Annotated in this window: 18 protein-coding genes and 3 pseudogenes; 4 read left to right on the top strand and 17 right to left on the bottom strand. The window is 41.9% G+C overall.

The genetic code is table 11. The annotated features are described in order from the left end of the window. Nucleotide 1: 1 nt before the first annotated feature. Both BEA93_RS19750 and BEA93_RS19745 read right to left on the bottom strand, forming a co-directional pair. On the bottom strand, nucleotides 2-775 hold the full coding sequence (locus BEA93_RS19750; protein ID WP_016248374.1) for an ABC transporter ATP-binding protein: 774 nt from the start codon (nucleotides 773-775) through the stop codon (nucleotides 2-4). Next, complete coding sequence (locus BEA93_RS19745; RefSeq protein WP_001146466.1) at nucleotides 772-1,839, bottom strand: FecCD family ABC transporter permease; 1,068 nt, start codon at nucleotides 1,837-1,839, stop codon at nucleotides 772-774. The genes BEA93_RS19750 and BEA93_RS19745 overlap by 4 nt, the downstream gene beginning before the upstream one ends. Before the next feature lie 209 nt (nucleotides 1,840-2,048). Between BEA93_RS19745 and BEA93_RS19740 the strand changes: the two genes are divergently transcribed. Both BEA93_RS19740 and BEA93_RS19735 read left to right on the top strand, forming a co-directional pair. Next, entirely contained in the window at nucleotides 2,049-3,101 is a 1,053-nt protein-coding gene (locus tag BEA93_RS19740; protein ID WP_016248373.1) for an ABC transporter substrate-binding protein, read from the top strand. Then, entirely contained in the window at nucleotides 3,101-3,793 is a 693-nt protein-coding gene (locus BEA93_RS19735) for a substrate-binding domain-containing protein (RefSeq protein ID WP_105224947.1), read from the top strand. The genes BEA93_RS19740 and BEA93_RS19735 overlap by 1 nt, the downstream gene beginning before the upstream one ends. Before the next feature lie 257 nt (nucleotides 3,794-4,050). Here the strand turns inward: BEA93_RS19735 and BEA93_RS19730 are convergent, their stop codons facing one another. After that, nucleotides 4,051-4,665 carry a YagU family protein gene (locus BEA93_RS19730; protein WP_001019913.1) on the bottom strand — a complete coding sequence of 205 codons (615 nt, stop codon included), beginning with the start codon at nucleotides 4,663-4,665 and terminating at the stop codon, nucleotides 4,051-4,053. Nucleotides 4,666-5,344: 679 nt separating this feature from the next. Between BEA93_RS19730 and BEA93_RS25360 the strand changes: the two are divergent. Next, nucleotides 5,345-5,521: pseudogene (locus BEA93_RS25360) on the top strand (integrase); the annotation flags it as partial. Between the two features lie 791 nt (nucleotides 5,522-6,312). On the opposite strand, the gene gapS1 reads toward BEA93_RS25360, so the two are convergent. Continuing rightward, nucleotides 6,313-7,911, bottom strand: a complete 1,599-nt coding sequence (gapS1, locus tag BEA93_RS19720; RefSeq protein WP_001526660.1) for a GapS1 family protein — start codon at nucleotides 7,909-7,911, stop codon at nucleotides 6,313-6,315. A gap of 605 nt (nucleotides 7,912-8,516) precedes the next feature. Here gapS1 and BEA93_RS19715 point away from each other — a divergent pair. Next, nucleotides 8,517-8,771: a hypothetical protein gene (locus BEA93_RS19715; RefSeq protein WP_001093516.1), complete on the top strand. Its 255-nt coding sequence runs from the start codon at nucleotides 8,517-8,519 to the stop codon at nucleotides 8,769-8,771. Between the two features lie 34 nt (nucleotides 8,772-8,805). Here the strand turns inward: BEA93_RS19715 and BEA93_RS19710 are convergent, their stop codons facing one another. The 13 genes and pseudogenes from BEA93_RS19710 to BEA93_RS19650 all read right to left on the bottom strand — a co-directional run bounded on the left by BEA93_RS19710 (nucleotide 8,806) and on the right by BEA93_RS19650 (nucleotide 16,793). After that, nucleotides 8,806-8,988: a hypothetical protein gene (locus BEA93_RS19710; protein WP_000156295.1), complete on the bottom strand. Its 183-nt coding sequence runs from the start codon at nucleotides 8,986-8,988 to the stop codon at nucleotides 8,806-8,808. Nucleotides 8,989-9,037: 49 nt separating this feature from the next. Continuing rightward, a complete protein-coding gene (locus BEA93_RS19705) occupies nucleotides 9,038-9,619 on the bottom strand; it encodes a hypothetical protein (protein WP_000007757.1) in 582 nt (193 codons plus the stop codon). A 408-nt stretch (nucleotides 9,620-10,027) separates the two neighbouring features. Then, a complete protein-coding gene (locus tag BEA93_RS19700) occupies nucleotides 10,028-10,555 on the bottom strand; it encodes a hypothetical protein (protein WP_000930136.1) in 528 nt (175 codons plus the stop codon). A gap of 99 nt (nucleotides 10,556-10,654) precedes the next feature. Beyond that, entirely contained in the window at nucleotides 10,655-10,927 is a 273-nt protein-coding gene (locus tag BEA93_RS19695) for a hypothetical protein (RefSeq protein ID WP_000773311.1), read from the bottom strand. Beyond that, nucleotides 10,924-11,091: a hypothetical protein gene (locus BEA93_RS25355; RefSeq protein ID WP_172954573.1), complete on the bottom strand. Its 168-nt coding sequence runs from the start codon at nucleotides 11,089-11,091 to the stop codon at nucleotides 10,924-10,926. Before BEA93_RS25355 ends, BEA93_RS19695 begins: the two co-directional genes overlap by 4 nt. A 268-nt stretch (nucleotides 11,092-11,359) precedes the next feature. Beyond that, the gene (locus BEA93_RS19685; protein WP_000654335.1) at nucleotides 11,360-11,683 is read right to left on the bottom strand and encodes a hypothetical protein; all 324 of its coding nucleotides are present in this window, start codon (nucleotides 11,681-11,683) and stop codon (nucleotides 11,360-11,362) included. A gap of 64 nt (nucleotides 11,684-11,747) precedes the next feature. Further along, nucleotides 11,748-12,890: a hypothetical protein gene (locus BEA93_RS19680; protein ID WP_105224945.1), complete on the bottom strand. Its 1,143-nt coding sequence runs from the start codon at nucleotides 12,888-12,890 to the stop codon at nucleotides 11,748-11,750. 134 nt (nucleotides 12,891-13,024) lie between these two features. Further along, nucleotides 13,025-13,312 carry a PerC family transcriptional regulator gene (locus BEA93_RS19675; RefSeq protein ID WP_000581045.1) on the bottom strand — a complete coding sequence of 96 codons (288 nt, stop codon included), beginning with the start codon at nucleotides 13,310-13,312 and terminating at the stop codon, nucleotides 13,025-13,027. Continuing rightward, nucleotides 13,309-13,826 (bottom strand): annotated as a pseudogene (locus tag BEA93_RS19670) (ProQ/FINO family protein). The gene BEA93_RS19675 and the pseudogene BEA93_RS19670 overlap by 4 nt, the downstream one beginning before the upstream one ends. Nucleotides 13,827-13,918: 92 nt before the next feature. Continuing rightward, nucleotides 13,919-14,245: a hypothetical protein gene (locus tag BEA93_RS19665; RefSeq protein WP_000639079.1), complete on the bottom strand. Its 327-nt coding sequence runs from the start codon at nucleotides 14,243-14,245 to the stop codon at nucleotides 13,919-13,921. A 164-nt stretch (nucleotides 14,246-14,409) separates the two neighbouring features. Then, nucleotides 14,410-14,541, bottom strand: a pseudogene (locus BEA93_RS26385) (single-stranded DNA-binding protein); the annotation flags it as partial. After that, complete coding sequence (locus BEA93_RS19655; RefSeq protein WP_000134817.1) at nucleotides 14,538-14,738, bottom strand: hypothetical protein; 201 nt, start codon at nucleotides 14,736-14,738, stop codon at nucleotides 14,538-14,540. The gene BEA93_RS19655 and the pseudogene BEA93_RS26385, both read right to left, overlap by 4 nt. Before the next feature lie 255 nt (nucleotides 14,739-14,993). After that, a complete protein-coding gene (locus BEA93_RS19650; protein WP_105225194.1) occupies nucleotides 14,994-16,793 on the bottom strand; it encodes a DNA primase family protein in 1,800 nt (599 codons plus the stop codon). Nucleotides 16,794-16,796 lie beyond the last annotated feature (3 nt).

The following is a 16,796-nucleotide window of genomic DNA, read 5'->3' as shown; positions in this document are numbered from 1 at the left end:
GCTAATCCGGAATAACACCATCGACAATAAGTTGTAACAAGCCCTGAGAACAATGCTCTATCCGTCCACGAATATGATATACACTAGCCAGATTCTCTGGCGTAATGACCTCTTCTGGATTTCCGCTGGCAATAAGTTTACCTTTTTTTAGCATGACGACATAATCACCGTATCGTAATGCGATATTTATATCATGAACTACCATAACTGTGACTATATTGCGACTCCGTGTCTCGCTTCTGACTAAATCCATAACATGAAACTGGTGGTTTAAGTCCAATGCACTCAGTGGCTCATCCAGTAGTAATATAGATGGATTTCGGGCCAATGATTGTGCCAGCCCAACCAGTTGCCGCTGACCTCCGGATAATTGATCCAGATAACAAAAGGCCAGATGTTCTATTCCTAGTTGTCTGAGAATAGCTATTGATTGTGTTTTTTCATCTATGCTCCCTATCTTTGAAGCACGCAGAGCAACAAAAATAGATTCCAGCACATTCAAATGCACGTCATGCGGTAAGAACTGTGGTAGAAATATTGTACTGTCGGCACGGGCTGAAAATGGCATCTGCATAAGGTTGACCCCATCAAGAAATATATTACCGCTAACCTTATTCAGCCCCGCCAGGGCACGTAGCAACGTCGACTTTCCACAACCATTTGGCCCCAGAATGATGGTTATTTTTCCGCGAGGAAGTTCAGATAAACTAAGATCACATATTACGTTTTTTTTCTGATAACCCGCGTTTAATTTATACAGTGAAAGGCCTTTCATAACAAACTCCTGCGATAACGCAGAATAATACTAATAAATAATGGAACACCAACAAGTGATGTGACAATACCAATCGGGATAATGACACCAGGAATAATACTTTTCGAGGCAATTGAAGCCAGAGAGAGCACCAGACCTCCAGTTAATGTGCTTCCCGTCAGATAAAAACGATGTTCCTCACCAAATAGCATTCGGGAAATATGCGGAGAGACAAGACCAATAAAACCAATCGGACCAACGAAGGCTACCGACAATGCAGCAAGTAAACTTATACGTAACAGGGAAGAAAGACGCAGTTGATAAGCATTGATACCAAACCCCATAGCCCTCTCTTCTCCCATGCGCAATGCTGTAAGTTGCCATGAGCGAGAAAATGACCATAGAAAAACAATGATAAACACGCCTAATAAAACGCCCAGTCTGCTCCAGGATGCACGAGCCAGACTGCCCATTGTCCAGAATACCAGTCCCTGGAGAGTATCCTCATCCGCAATAAACTGCATCATTGCCACAAGTGCATTGAATGTGAATACCAATGCGATACCCAGAAGAATCACTCCCGAAGTTGCTATTCTTAGCCAACGAGACATGCTATCGAGTAATAAAGCTGACAGAAGAGAAAATATAAAAGCGTTTGCTGGAACAAACCATGTTGCCGATATACCAGGAATACCGATCCCCAGGACAATAGCCAGAGCTGCACCAAATGCCGCTGCAGAGGAAACCCCAAGTGTAAAGGGACTGGCTAATGGATTGTTGAGGATCGTCTGCATTTCTGCGCCCGCGAGTCCCAAAGCCATGCCAACCAGCAAAGCCATTAAGGCGTAGGGTAATCGGATTTCCCAAACAATGACCTGGATGCTGGTATCAGAGCTAAATGGATGCACTAATGCGTGCCATAACTCACTGACTGACAAACTGGAAGAACCCAGAATAATATCCAGAAATAGTGAGAAAAGTGTCGCCAGTGTTATTATTGAAATCAATATAATTCGTTTACGGACAAGTTGGTGGTACTGATACTCTATCGCATCAGGTGATTGTGAATAGATGAGGTACGGCAACGTAACGACTCCTTTATCTCTGCTATTCTGGCAATACGTCTTTGGGGTTACAGATAACTGAATTGAAAGTTTCTGCTGAACAAATAAAAATCACATTCTCTTCATATAACCACATCAAAAATATCCCCGAATCACTTTTCCCAGCGCCTGACTGGTGTTACCATTTCGGTATATAACCATTTATATACCGATTTTTAGTGTGATGGAATATGAAAATAAATAATAAGTTGTTTTTATTAATGATTTTTTTGCTTTCTTTATCATTTACTACGCAAGCTGAACGAACTTTCACCGATCAGATTGGTCGTGAGGTGAAAGTACCCGACAAAGTTGATCGTATTGTTGTACTTCAACATCAAACTTTGAATCTTTTAGTGCAGATGAATGCCACCGATAAAATCGTGGGTGTTATGTCAAACTGGAAACAGCAACTTGGCAGCAATTATGCACGTCTTGCACCAGAATTAGTCAGCAAGGCATCATTAGGAGATTTAACCCATGTCGATGCTGAAAAATTGGTGGCCTTGCATCCACAGGTCGTTTTTGTCACCAATTATGCGCCGCAAGAAATGATCGACAAAATCAGTAGCCTTGGAATTCCAGCAGTAGCAATTTCTTTGCGGCACGATGACGAGGGAGAGAAGAATAAACTTAATCCAACAATGGCTGATGAAGAACAGGCTTACGTAAAAGGGCTATATGAAGGGATTATGCTGATAGGCAATATCATCAATAAGCCTGAAGAGGCTAAAGCGTTAATCAAGGCCACTGAAAATGGTCGTAATATTGTGAGTGAGCGGCTGCAGAATCTACCCGAAGAAAAGCGTATTCGTGCCTATATGGCTAATCCAGAATTGACAACGTATGGTTCCGGAAAATACACAGGATTAATGATGAAACATGCCGGTGCAGTAAACGTCGCCGCGTCCACCATTAAAGGGTTCAAACAAGTCTCAATGGAACAAGTAATTGCATGGAATCCTCAGGTAATTTTTGTGCAAAATCGCTACCCTGGCGTGGTGAATGAAATACGGTCAAATCCGCAATGGCAGGTAATAGATGCTGTCAAAAATCATCGTGTTTATTTGATGCCAGAGTATGCAAAAGCATGGGGTTATCCGATGCCCGAGGCTATGGGTATTGGAGAGTTGTGGATGGCGAAAAAACTGTATCCTGAAAAATTCAATGATGTCGATATGCATAAAATAGCCAATGACTGGTATAGAAAGTTTTACCGTACTAATTATCAAGGTGAAGAATAATGCGTGTACTTGCTGCGGGTAGTTTACGCCAGGTATGGAAATCACTTATATTGGGATTTCAGGATGATAATGTTCATTGTGACTTTGGTCCAGCCGGTATATTGAGGGAACGTATTGAAGCGGGTGAGAGATGTGATCTTTTTGCATCAGCGAATATGGCTCATCCGCAAGTGTTAATGGCCACAGGACATGCCTTGTGTATTAAACCTTTTGCCTATAATCGTTTGTGCCTGTATGTTCGGGCGAATAAACTTAATGAAAATGACGATTGGTATTCTTTATTAAACAGGGAAACGTTGCGAATCGGGACATCAACCGCGGGATGTGATCCCGCTGGTGATTACACTCACCAGTTTTTTGAAAATATGGGTAGTGTTGGAGTAAAAATAAGACAACGAGCGGTTGCATTGGTGGGGGGAAGAAATTCATTAGCTCTTCCAAAAAATGTGATAGCCGCGCAGTGGCTAATTGAAAATGATTATACCGATTTGTTCATAGGTTATGCCAGTTACGCTCCCGGCTTACAATCAATTGAATCAGTAAAAGTTATAGAAATACCTGAACCTTATAATCCGATTGCTATCTATGGATTTGCCTGTCTGACCGAGAAAGCCAGGCCACTTTGCAACTTTTTAGTTTCGCCAGATGCCAGGGCGATACTTGAGCAACATGGGTTTATGTCATCACGTTGAGCCTACACTCTTCGCATTACAAACTATAAATACCATTATATAAATAAATCAGTTAATTCATCATAACTGCATTTCCACACCCTGTCCCAAAATATGTGAAACTTTATGAATCTCAGTTTTACCCAGTATGCGTATTGATACCTGCATAGTCCAGGAGAAAGTAAATGGCGATGTAGACGTATGAAAAGAAGAATAAAGCCACGGCTTTGATCTATAAAAATGGCGCTATATCTGCGCCATTTTTATCATTCAATTCGTTATCTGTTTGAACCTAAAGGGATCTCAGGATCAGGCTCGTGAGTAATTCTGTTTCGTAAATCTCTACGAATAATTTCAATAGACCAGAACCATACTAAATGTCCAAAAATTTCAGAGACATTCTCATACCACGGAAGATCAAAAAGAGGTGGTGTAAGTCCCATTAGAGGGAATGAAATCATATGAACAAAAAGTTGTGCTAAAGCGCCTGCAAGCAAGCCCTGCCAAAGTTTAATTTTGGGAAATACTTCGGCTACTACGCAATAACCAACAGCAAAAACTATCGAAAAGATTATGTGCGTTACACCAACCCAGTTAAAGACATGCCCGGCGAAGGTATAAACCGCCGAATTTGGATCTGTCAGTCCCAACCAATCCCGAAGAAAAATATACGGAGGATTGAGAAAGTTACGGGAGCAATCAATTTGTCCTGCCGCCCTGATTAATGATTCCGGACCACACGCTGCATTAAACATATCAATCGGACTACGTGGCGGCAATGGGACTTCTGCTCCCCACTTAACAAATGCTGAAACAACGCCAGCAATCAGCCCGATAAATGCAGCAAGACCATAACGTCTACGGTTCGGTGGAGTTTGCTCAAATATATTCATACTTACCCTGTTTATTTCATTACGTTAAAGCACCTCTTTAGGAGTATTCATAAAAATAATGAGAATGTAAAGAACTGTATTGTTTTGTATTGATAACAGGTTATTTAATAACCTGATAACGTATACTCCATAATTTCTCCACATTTTCATGTTAAATATAGTAAAGAGAGTATGATGTTTCTCTCAGAGATAATTAATCATTCCTTTTGCCCACCTCAACGGTGGGCTTTTTTTTATGCAAAGTCTAAAAATTACACAGACAATAAAAATAATTCAAAATAACCGTAACTTATCACTTATCCGACTGTTACAAACTACAATAGTTAATCTTTTCTGGTTATATTTTATCTGACTGCTAATATTTAAACAGACAGGAAAATTAATAAGAATTGCTAATCATTCAACACACATACCACTGAAAGGTCACCAACCTGCCGCAGGTGGTAAAAATGGTATTGCTGCGGTTTTGTTGTGATTTTTATAAGCAGTATTGGTGAATTATGAACCATCAGCCCCATGCATGACGTGCATTTTTCCGAGTATCCTTGTTACTGAGCCGGGATGCCGGATAGTGCACGAATAATAAAAGTGTCTCAGCCGAAGAATAAACGGCTCCGCTGGATGGAGTCTCATGAAGCACAAAGGCTGATTGTTGAATTTGTATTGATAACAGACTTCGTTGCAGGAAATGGGAGGCTGGGAGTCTATCGAAATGGTTCGTCGATATGCTCACCTTTCAGCCAGGCATCTCACCGGACACGCGAGCAAAATCGACGCAATTATAAGCCGCAATGACACAAATACGGCACAAGAGGAGAACGTGGTTTACTTAAAGCAAGATAATTTATTGATTTAAATGGTGCGATAATAGGAACAAAACATAAACAAAAAATACATTGATATTTAATGATATTTTCATATTTCATTTTTATAGATACCCCCAAAAGTACCCCCAATAAATTTTCCCTTATCCCAAACCAGGCAAAAATCGACTATCTAGCACTCTTTTTCTTCGAGCCTCAGCCTCACCGGCAGGCAATGATGAAGGGCTGGTGGATGCCCAAGGATAACCACTAGCGTGAAGTATTTTTTATTTCGCGGGTGTGAAAATTTGACGAGGTGGGTAGTCACGAACAACTGGGTTACAGAGATTATACCCGCCACCACCTATGTTAATGAGGGCAATTATTAGTTGATATACCCACGCTCGTTTTCGCTTAATAGCAGAGCGTGCACAAAATTCACATATTTCCGTCTGCATTCATCTATCGACACAGAAATTCGAGATAGTGGATATGATGAAACAAATCAGTGCTGACATGTGAACATGTTTTCCCTACAAAAATGACTTAAAGCAGTCCATGATTCGGATCTGAAACGCATAAGTTATGGCAGGAATCTTGTTGCACATGGATTACATGTCAATAGCAAGCACGTCTCTGAATGAAGCGTAATTTAACGCAGATATTATTGAAGCTGCTTAAGCTCATACAGATAAAATTGATAAAAAAATACAAATGCTCAACCTATCTCAAATAACGAGATGAATTAATAGCTTGATGGGCAATAAAATATATAAATAAAAAACACAACATTTAATATTGTAAGACTATGAGCAAGGGTGTTGATAATAACACCCTTGCTTAATTACCAATTAAAAATATAATCTTTTATTTTAAGATACATATCAACTTTCCCAGACCATTTTGATGCACTCTCTTTCATATTTTCAATAACATCATCAATCAGTAAGTCTCTTCCTTTTACAATCAATTGATCATCATCAATACCCTCTGGTGCAAATTCATATATGTGCATGCTTAGATTAGACTTCTGAGTATGAGGGAATGAATCTTTTTCCACACACATATCAATAAACTCATTAATAGATAGTTCTTTCTGTTTACACATCATAAGTAATAATTCGAACTCATCAATTGTTATATAGTAAATTCTTTTTAGATCAATGGGGATACTATGATATTTTTCAGATAACTCAGTTGATAAATCAGGGTTAATAAAATCCTGCACAACCATTGCATTTGATATATGATGATCCCGATGCACCACAATTAACATTGAATCTTTCGAAGATGGTTTTCTCATCTCTATTTTATTTAAGTTAAAAGCACATTCCTGACCTTGATAAATCCCTTTAATAAAACTCTTATTCAACCTTTCCTTTAGCAACTGAGCATTATTAGATGTTTTAACGAACTTTGCAGGCTCTATTGCCTTCGAGTCAATATAAACTATTGAATCTCCCTCTGAAATAACAAAATCTACGGACTTGCAATTTTTTATTGCATTATCACTATAAATCCTCTTAACCTCCCTTTCAGTCTTAAAGTTATAATTGTACTTATCAAGAAAGCGAGAAATATAAAGTTCCATCGTCTTACCAAATTTTTCTTTATAAGATTCCTTATAGACCTGCTTGAACAATTCTGGAACTAGGTTGACAAACCCTGACTTCATGATTCTTTTGCATAATATCACTACACCATCGCCATCTAAAAACATTGGTTTACTGAGGAATGGTGTATCTTCATAATACTCAGCGGTAATGTTTTTATCCAATTTATATGGGGCAATAAAATCTCTCACACCATCAATTTTTAAGCATGTTAATTCCAAAAATCTTTTCACTTGTTCCGGACCAAATATCGGAACCAAGTTTATTATCAAGTGTTTAAATGGAATAACCTCTGATTCTATATCAGGATTAATACATGAAATAGCGGTAAAATAACATGCCATTTTGTAATAGTTTTCCAAATGTAAACCAGTACATTCTAAAAACTTATCTTTATAATATGATTCATCATTCAAGCAATACCAAATATACTGTCTTGTTAATGAATTGGCATTAAATTTATCAGTTGATTGATAAAGCAACTGATTTATCACCATTCGTCTAAGGCTTAGCATAACTTTATCATCAACGATTAAATTAGATGCTTCTAGTTGCAAGTTATAGATTAAGTTGATAATATCAACAAAATCATTTTTACTCATTTCTTTTGCAGGCTTTTTTTCCTTCATGCAAAACTTCCATTTCATTGCCAGATAGCAACACCAAGGGAAATTGGAAACAATACCCACCTCGACATCCCTTACTTTTTGGAAGTGTTCATAAAAATTTCTCAAAAAAGAAACATCACTAAAATATGACAATCTTTTCTTAATCGCATCAACTTTTATAGAATATGACACTGGTGTCATTGTTTTTATTGCCACGCTCATAAAAAACCTTTTATGATAAACATAGAGAAATATTTTATTTAAAAATTATCAAATACACGTTAATAAATATACATTTTTTAATTTTGCGTGCAACCCTATCCCCAATCAATACAAAATATTGTGCACACAAAATTGAAGAAGCCTATAACTATAGGTGCCTACTGACACCTATCAAGAAACTTGTTCACCCCCGACACAATTTAATTTGGCGTAGCTCACAATGTTCTCCTCAGCACACCTACCCCCCACTTTATAGGACAGTTTTCATGCAGTACATGCATAAACAAAAGCTCATCAGTTCTGGTGGTTCCTCACCACGAACATGCAGATAATACCTCAAAACATCATGTAACAATGTTGGCATTACGCCACCAGCCACAAAAAAGCCCTACCCTTAGGCTTAATGTTTGGCTTGGCTGTTGGCTTACTATAACGCCCCGCTCACCGTCGCAGCCTGTTCGGTTTCCGCCACTGATACGGCCTCACATCATCATGCTGATAGATGTCGACGGGCTACCAGTACCATTTGCTCACCAACCCCATATTTTCCATGTTAATCTTCTCTTTCCACATGCTTTGTATGGTAATAAGCAAAAGGAAAAATGATGAACACTAAGGTGAAAGAAGCAGTAAAATGTTGGGCTTCTAGTCCAACGTGGTTTAGCAGGCATCCAATGGATACGGCGGAGTTCCGACGGGCTGTTTCAAATCTCAAGCGCATTACCCCTACCCCATCTTTCGAAGAAATCAAAGAAGCGATCATGTTCTTTGTTTCCGATGCGCCAACAATGCTAGGTACGCCGTCGGATATTCCTCAGGCGGTTCATGACTTCGCTGGAAAAATTTATAACAAGCTGTGAGCAAAATGCGGGCTATCCCAGCCCGCATCCCTAATTAACGCCGTAACTTGTTTGGCTTCGTCCATTGGTACGCCTTTTCGTTTTCCCGCCGCTGGTGGCGTTCCTGTTGCAGCACAACGGAAACAGGCGCTGAACACCTGTTAATTTTGCTTGCTGGTTGTTTGATTCCGGCAATGCTGCGGATCATCTCCAGCATATCGGCTTCGGTGATGGTCATAGGTTTCCTATCAGCACTCATATCCAATTAATAAGTTCAATACAATGGATTATCCCGTTTTAGTGACTAACCATTGCAGAATAACGATAATTAAATATGTTAATGTGCCAGTTCCAAGAAGTATTAATAATTGATAGCAACGTAGGGCAATATTACTAATCGATTTTTGCATCACGATATTCACTGGCTCAGCCACACACTCTTTAGATCTTATCGATAGAATACTTGGAACTTCTCTATTTATTGATAATATTTCACATTGAATAGACTCACCAGGTGCAAGGCTTTCAAACTTGATAATATAGCGACCATCCTGTTCAATATTTTCTTCAAAATGGTGGACAGGCCAAAAATTAATATGCATTGGCTTATAGTTAAAAACCAATGAGATATTAGTAGCACTTTCTCGCCCTTCATTAACAAGAATAATAGATCGTGTATACACCAACTGTGAATTAGATATTACCTCACCATTGGCATTCCGTAAGGGTTCATTGAGAAGAAAAGTAAATCCATGCTGATAACCATAGGATAACTTTGCCTTGCTTTTAAATCTGTTATTCAGTATCCATGTTAAAATCGTTATAAAAAAAGAAAATAGTTCTTTCCCATAAAGACTAAAAAAACTCATCACACATTTCCTTCAGTAATCTGATTCTGCTGTCAAAGCTACCAGCACTATAGTCATTCATCCACATTGCGACAAGAAGGTTACAGCACGTCCAATCACACATTAGGAAATCTTAGGGGGCTGGTTGACACTTTCCGGCTTAAGACCTTAATAAATCTTAATATCGCAGGTTGACACACTTGACACTTTTTCGCGAAAAACCTTAGCATTTCTAAGCATGGCAACTTGACATTTTTCGCGGTTTTTTCGGCTTTTTGACGTGGTAAATCTGGCACAAACCCAGTAATTGCGGGGCTTACAGCGAGGTTGACACTTTTTCGCGTTCAGAGTGTAAAGTGTCAACCTGGCAAGCTGGCAAGCTGGCAAGCTGGCAAGCTGGCAAGCTGCTCAACTTGACACTTTTTGATGTCATTGATGGTCTGATTTTTCCCACTCAGCCAGGGCGTTTAACCCGGCTTCACTCCATGATTCCGGTTCATCGGGATAATCACCTGCAACATAGCAGAGTTCGCAACGCAGCATACGAATTGCCAGCCTGGCATTACCTCGCAAATTGTATTTTTCAAAGTAATGCTGCCCTTCATCATCCTCAAGGCAGATAGCACCATCATCAAGAAAGTGCACTTCCCAGCCTAATTCCCCGGCTGCATACAGCACACGCTGCTGTATGCCCTCGTCCGTTACTGGCGCAGGAATTTTACCGTCTCTGGCCTTAACTGCTTTCCAGAACTCGCCCCATGTCATTTCCAGCGTTCTTTCTGGCCACATTTCAGAAATGGTGTCTTTCCCCTGTGCTGGTGGGCTGTTCCGCTGCTCTGTCGCTTCCACATCAATTTTTTTACCGGACATGACCACTTCGCCTTTCTCGAGCCAGTCGTAAACTGTCTGGCGGCTTACGCCTTTGTATTTGGCGTATTCGGCTTTACTCATCAACATGTAGCTCACCTCATGCATATACGATAAAAAATAATTTCATGCGGAAAGGGAATGCGTTGTGGGTATGGAGGAAAGGGGCAATAACCGCCCCTTACTGATTCAGTTGCGCCAGGATGGCTGGCTAAGCGTGGTTTTCATTACATCATTGACGACCTGTTTTACGATTTCTGTGTTGGCAGTCGTGCTTTCAACATCAACAAAGCCATAATCGCCAATTTCCACCGTCAGGGATTCCAGTTTCTTCCCTAGAGCATCAGGCAACTCTCCACTGAACCGATGCTGAAGATTTTCCACCAGCAACGCCCTGAATGCCTCGCTGTTCTCTTTTTTCTGCCATAGCTGGCGTTTATCCACTCTGATATTTAATTTCACAGTCTCACCTCTTTAAGTGCCTTATCCATCAGTTGCCGAGCGATAACATGAATCGACGGTGCCACACCAAGCACAGATTTCTGACGCTCTTCGTCCTGGATGCGTTGCAGGGCTTCGATCCGCCTCCGGGAAAGTAAAACTGGCTTTACTCCGTGATTTTTCATGATGATCCCTTCTGAATGACAATAATTGCAATTATTGCACAAATTGAAATGATACCAGAGACAATTGCAATAAATGAAACGAAAAGCATCAATAAACCAACCTTCGGCACTGAATGCTCTGATTTTTCTGCAAAGGTATGGCAGATGCAAACATAAAGGCAATAGCAGAAGAAGCAGCGGGGAGTGAAAAGGGGAAGTTTTTATAAATACACGATTGTCGCCTCACTGCAGGTTAACAGCCACAAGCTCCATGATAATAACTTGTTAATTATTTCATCAGATTTTTCATTATTTGCGCGATTGAGTACACAAGCAAAAACTCGGCAGCCGCAAGAGTATAAAAAACATAAATTCGCTTAGCCCACCGACGATGAAAGAACTCCTCAGCATGGCCGGATGTTCGAGATACAAGCCATGCACCTACTGCACACAGAGCAGGTGCAATGAGCACAGTTATAAACCAGATTGTGATGCCCATCCCATGCCTACTGATAATAGCCATTGGTATTGCAAAAATGAATGTTAGAGCAGCATTAGCTAATAGAATATCTTTTAAAGTATTTTCAATTAGTTTTGCTAGATTATCTTTCATCTAATCCCCCACGTTGAACATTAATATATAAAAGCCCCTTACTAAGGGGCTTTGCACGGATTGTTTAAAGGGAACTATTTTTCGCCCCTTCAATTTCTGCCTGACAAATTTCGTCATTTGTAAATGAGTACTGCAGATAGACATATCCCTGAGTGGAATTGTTCGCTCTGGCCTCAATAGATATAGTATCAATATTGTTTTTTAATGGTATTTCTTTTGTTCCCTTCCATGTGGCAGATAAGAAGCGTTCTTTTTTGTTTAGCCCCCTCATCCAGTCCTGAGGATCTTTCCAAATTGAACCAGCCAGCAAAAAGTCTGTAGTATCAGCCTTTCCATACAGAGAACTTAAAGAATTACTCAATTCTTCAAACTTGGATTTAAGAGCCAATCCATAGCTATCAGTATCAATATTTTTTCCTAAAGCCCGTATTTGACATAAACCAGCTTTCGGGGAGATCAGCAAACCATACATTTCAAAATCTGCGTTTTGCTTCGGTAATTTATCAGAAGTATACAGATTCACACTGTCTGGTAGTGGCTTGAGCTTAGCACCGATCATATCTTCGATGTTTTTCTGTGTAAGACCGGCTTCTAAGCCAAACGGACCATCCGCTGGCGGGAGTAAAGGAAGTTGCTCTTGGGAATTTTTGGCTGTTACTTCCGTTTCAGTACTGTTTTTTGCGTCATTAGCTTGTACTGATGCCAGCTTAACTTCAGCGAGGCCATACTTGGCTGTGAGGTACTTTTGCTGCAACATTGCCATGGTCTGCTCTTCAGTGGCAACAGTAGATAATTTTAGTACCTTTATCAGACCACCACTATACTGACGAGCATCAGCTTTGGCTTCGTTGATTTTTGCATCTAAGCTGTCAATTTCAGTTTTAATTGAAGCCGCAAGCTCAGGATCAGGTTTTACTCCAGATACAACAACATCAATTTTGGCACCTGATTCAATAGCATTAATACGCTGTTCCAAAAGCGCTTTATTAGTTCCTAATATTTCCAGTCTTGCTGTTGTCAGATTTTTTATCAACCCACCAGAAAACTGCTGGTCAACTTCCTTAGCTGCTGATATTTCACCTTCCGTTTGCGACAGTTCAGCTTTAAGAGCAGCTACTTCCTGTTTCTGTTCTGGAGTTAACTCTTCTGGCCCACATCCGGTTAACATTACTATACCGACTAATGTTGCAATTAAAGTTTTATTCATATCCCTATTCCAAATGAAAATATTCAGATTAATCTTATCAGGAACCCAGATGCAATTGAATATTCATCTGCTCAGCAACGTAGTAGATTTCCTCAGAAAGCATCAACAAAAAACCAAGAGAATCCCATCCTCTGTTACTGACTACAATTGTTCTTTTTTTGGTATTTCCTGAATGCCTCACCATTGGGCTGATGTAATCCCATCCCGGCATGTGCCCGGCTGATGGTTTCGCGCATCTCCCCGAAATTATCCTGCCTTGCTGGTGGGCGTGCTGCCTTGTGGATACATTCCGCGCGACGTTTTGCCGCCTGTTCCCGTGCCTTGTCATCATTCGCCAGCATGATGACCTCAGCCCACCGCGCCGCCGCTCTCCGGTACAGACCACGCGCTTCCAGTGCTTCCGCTTTGCTGTCGTGAATCATGCGCCTGTTTTCTCCTTTGCTGCCCGGCGCTGACGTTTGCGCTTCTCATTCAGCGCCATCAGCCGCGTTTCTGCGTCCTGTTGTTCCTGTGGTGTCACCTCGCCGCACGGCTGGCCTTTCAGGTCGTAACGCGCCCCACCAGCAACCAGGGCGCGGTAATAGCGCGGAGACTGCGCATAAGATGCCAGCGTCGCACGTAATGCCCCTGGCCCAAATGCCAGCCCCCTGACGGCGAGATCCTGCATCAGGTCGTCGAATATCCCCACCTTAAGCGGCTTCGGTGCTTCCCGGCTGAATAATTCTGGCCACAGTTCGATAAGGCGGTTAACGCGCCTGCGGTTTTTGCGCTGGCGTTTGGTCATATGCCGCCACGGTGTCGCCCCTGTGGGCTTCTGCTGCGCGTTCTGATTACCGGGCATCACTTTATATGCCGATGTGGTTTTATCCTGCTGTTGCGTCTCCTGTACCATTTTTGTGGCATACCGTAATTTCTGTTGATGGTCAGCTTTTCCATGTGTACTTTTCATCGATATTATCCGTATTATCGTCGTTCCTTTTGATGGCTTATTTCTATAGAAATTTCTTTATTGCTTATTACCCAGATAATTAACTGACTATTAGTGCTTTAATACTCAGGTACGCAGAAAGAATAACACCAATAAAAGAAGGGTACAGCAGAATCCCAAACAAAAACTTCATGTACTTATGTTTTCCTGTCACTTCGTTAATAACAGATATTATACTCAACATACATAATGCAATACTTATAGTTGCAATAAATGCAATAGTAAGCAAGATGAAATACCTTACACCTGTTTGAGAAGATAAATTTGCAATTATACCTATCATAACGAGACTCTGTATAATCCCGAAAGACAAAGCACCAGAAGACTTTTCCACTATTTCACTAAATTTCTTCACAAAGTAAATCATATATATCACCTTTATATAACGCTATGCTAAGGTTTATTTATACGATATCCCCAAATGGTATTCCATCACCGTACGGATCACTCTGCTGGCCTTTTTTGCCGCCCAGCCGCACCGTTCGCGCACTGATTACGCTGTCTGCGATAACCAGACCAGCCACGTTTCGCCGTTCCGTCATCTGCCTGGCTGCGCGGAAGGGGAACTGCCATACTCGCCATTGCCATTGGTGTTCCCTTGCTGGTGGTTTTTGAGTGCAGATCAGCCACCTGCCGCCCGTAAGCGGATATTTGTACCGTCATGCTGTTTGCTCTCCGGTTTTAACGTTGATGATTGTCACCTGTTCAGCTTCGGCAATCTCCCGTTCTGTCAGCGTGGCAAAGTTTGCCGCTGCCGTTGTCATGAATGCGCTTATCAGTTCGGGATGTACTTTCGCGTATCCTTCCCCGGCGTTGCGGTCGATAATTTTTATCGCCCCCCTCAGCCTGTGTTCTGTCAAATCAAGGGCGTGAGATTGTGTTTTTTGTGTGTTTCGTTGTCACAGCCTTTACCTCACAGCAATAAAATAAAATTTTTGCATTTTAACCCTTCACCTGTTCACCTTTTCCGTTTCTCCTTTTAATTCATTGTGTTAAGGGGTGAACAGTTTCACAAAAACTATTCACCAACTGTTCACCACTGTTCACCCTTAAAGCTCAACAAATAATCAAAAAGGTGAACAGTGAATAGTTTGATGAACAGTTATTCCATAAGTTTAATTTTTGCCATCGTCATTTGTGACCGATGCACATGAGGGCATCCAGTCTTCTGAATCCTCTGTCAGTATCACGTTTGAACGCAAGCCATGCTTCGTTTTCCGTTTCATATACTCCCTGCCGTATTCCGCCATTGCCCCTGGCATATCCTTACCGAAGCGTGTCAGTGTTACGGGCTTACCGAATCCGTGTGCCCTCATATACGCCAGATAGGCGTGATAGAGATACCTGCGCGGGCTGAACGGAATAATTTCAGCATTACCCACTAACAGGCCATCGCACATTACCGACGACATGAGATAGCCGCAGAAGTCCACCAGCGAATCGCCCTCGCGTTTTATCACCAGGGCTTCTTCTGATTTCTGCTGCTCATATAGCAGGCGTTTAGCTTCGTCCTGGTCAGAAAAGCGTGTAAGCAGGTGGCGAATCACTACCGCCAGCTCTCCTTCTATTTTTTCAGCCAGCATAGGGTCACGTTCGTTCTCCGGTACAACTTCCGAAAAATTGAATATTACCCGACGACGTGATATCCCACCGCTGCGGTCACTGAATGACATGGCGTTATTGTTCACCGCCAGCACGACCGCCTGAATGCGTGTTGAGTAGGGGGCTTTATGTTTCGGGTCGATTGCCACCTTATCACCGCCTGTAATGGCCTTAATCCCTGCACCATCACCAGCGTAACGGGTCATATCCGGCATGATAATCAGCGAAAAGCCAACCACTAACGCACGTTCCCTGGCATCTTCCAGCGCCTTCATGCTTGCCGATACCGTGTTGGCCTTACCCGCCAGCATAGTGCAAATCTCCGCCATTACGCTTTTACCGCTTCCACCCGGCCCCGTTACCTCAAGAAATAACTGCCAGTCGTACCGATTCGCCAGCACCATGAATAACGCCGCCAGTACGCGATCTGCCTTGCGGTCATTCTCAGCCACCGAACGGCGCAACCACTTCCAGAAATTCGGCGCATGTGTTGCCAGCGTTTCCCCCTCTGCTGGTGGGCTGAAAGGTAATTCACTGGCAATTAACAACCAGTCGTTTTTGTTATGCTCCCGAAAATTACCAGTTCTGGTATCAAATACCCCGTTACTGAATCCAATCAGGTTACGGGCTGTATTCCCCATTACGGGCAAACTTAACTTCATGGTATCGACCGCCGATTTGATGGCGTTCTGCGAATAGCTGATTTCCGCATCAATAAAAATCTGCGCCATAGCCCGCTGGAGTTCCTTATCAGATACAGGCACCCAGACAATTCCGTTGTAATGGTGAACTACATCAGAATCATCATTTATAGCCAGTGCTCTTCCATAATATTCAAGTAACACTTCCCCTCTCTGGCTGGCTCCCATCTGATTTAGTGCTGGCCTAGATAGGTCAATATTTTTTGTGGCTAATTTCATCGCTGAAACTTCCCCACTCTCTGCCTGTTCGCGGATCCGTTGCAGGTAGTCGCGCCAGTTTTCCGGCTCCCGGTCGGTGATACCTTTGTATAATTTCGCGTCCTGTACACCAGCCAGCGCCAGCTTTTCAGCAATAGCATTGATCTGGATTGGCTCTATCTCCCCCGCGAGATAGACACGCGCAAAGCGGCGTTCATCGTCGACAATGCGGATATTCGCCAGGTCTGCCAGTTGCTTTGGCCCCAGGTAAACAGGAGGCACGTTATCGCCGTGTTTTCGTCCTTCGCTTTCAATCCAGTGTTGAGCATGGGCGTAAGCATCCGTCCCGGCAAAAATGATTACCTCGGTGAATTTATCCTTCGGCTGATATTTTAAATTCGGTGCGTTTTTCACTTC

Origin of the sequence: Escherichia sp. MOD1-EC5950 (assembly GCF_002965345.1) — a bacterium.
GTDB classification, from domain to species: Bacteria; Pseudomonadota; Gammaproteobacteria; order Enterobacterales; family Enterobacteriaceae; genus Escherichia; species Escherichia marmotae.
Note: the sequence above shows the minus strand (reverse complement) of the source record. Positions and strands in the feature narration are given on the sequence as shown.